Origin of the sequence: Companilactobacillus keshanensis, from assembly GCF_003946205.1 — a bacterium.
In the GTDB taxonomy this organism is placed as follows: Bacteria; Bacillota; Bacilli; order Lactobacillales; family Lactobacillaceae; genus Companilactobacillus; species Companilactobacillus keshanensis.
Map to the genome: position 1 here is coordinate 1 of NZ_RHOS01000046.1, position 1260 is coordinate 1260.

At 36.7% G+C, this 1260-nt stretch carries 2 protein-coding genes; one reads left to right on the plus strand and one right to left on the minus strand.

Features of this window, described 5'->3' with window-relative positions:
* The first annotated feature begins 132 nt into the window (after positions 1–132).
* Positions 133–1092: a sugar kinase gene (locus EKM64_RS11310; protein WP_125678577.1), complete on the plus strand. Its 960-nt coding sequence runs from the start codon at positions 133–135 to the stop codon at positions 1090–1092.
* 74 nt (positions 1093–1166) lie between these two features.
* Here the strand turns inward: EKM64_RS11310 and EKM64_RS11810 are convergent, their stop codons facing one another.
* Positions 1167–1250, minus strand: coding sequence for an IS3 family transposase (locus EKM64_RS11810; protein ID WP_225420984.1), 84 nt, complete (start codon positions 1248–1250; stop codon positions 1167–1169).
* Between the last annotated feature and the right edge of the window lie 10 nt (positions 1251–1260).

Consider the following 1260-nt stretch of genomic DNA (forward strand, 5'->3'; position numbering starts at 1 on the left):
CATTTATCTGGGCAATGTGTGGCGAAAACCAAACATATGACGACATGGATGCAGTTGCAATGGACGAATTAAGATAAGACATTAAAAAGGGAGTCCTTGGGACGCCCCTTTTTTTATAAGGAGAGGGTAAGCATGAGTGAAGTAATTACAATTGGAGAACCATTGGTTATCTTAGCTTCAAAAGATATGGATAAAAAATTAGAAGATGTTAAAACTTTTCAACGTCTTCTAGGTGGGGCAGAGTTAAATGTTTCCATTGGTATTAGTCGTTTAGGACATTCAGTTCAATATATTTCTCAAGTCGGTGACGATCCATTTGGTAAATATGTTAAGAAAGAAATTAATGGTCACAATGTTGGAACTGACTACATTCTTGAAGATAATGAACACTGGACAGGACATCAAATAAAACAATTAGTATCTAGTGGGGATCCTGATACATATAATTACCGTAAAAATTCAGCGGCTTCATATTTGAACGCTGACATTGTAGATAAAATTGACTTAAGCGATGTTAAGTTTGCACATATGTCAGGCATTTTCCCAGCTATCTCAGCAACTGCAGAAGATACATTTAGAAAGTTGTTCAAGAAGCTAATTGCCAATAACGTTAAAACAACTTTCGATCCAAACTTGCGTCCACAATTATGGGCTAGTGAGGATGTCATGCGTAAGACAATCAATGATTTAGCTGGAATGGCCAATATTGTGCTTCCTGGTATTAATGAAGGAAAAATTCTGATGGGTAGTTCAGAACCTGAAGAAATTGCTGATTTCTATCTTAAGGGTGAACAAACCGAAACAGTTATCGTTAAGGTTGGTCCAGATGGAGCCTTTGTTAAAAATAAGAATGGTGAAACATTTACTGTTCGTGGTTTCAAAGTGGATCATGTTGTTGATACTGTAGGCGCTGGTGATGGATTCGCTTTAGGCGTTATAAGCGCTTTGCTTGAAAATAAATCCTTAAAATCGGCTATTCTGCGTGGTAATGCCGTTGGAGCGTTACAAGTCCAAACGCCTGGGGATAACGATGGTTATCCAACTCCAGATGAATTAAAAGCTTTTTATGAAAAAGAAAGTGTGTCAGAATAAATTAAAAGGAACATTTTGAGTAATCTCAAGGCACTGCAACTATTTTTTGAGACATTAAAATAAAAGCACTTCTTTTATTGAGCTATTAAGTTCCGGTATTCTACCGGCGACTGATAGCCCAGTTTTTCGAATATTCGTTCTTCATTCCAAAATTTGATGTATTCTTCT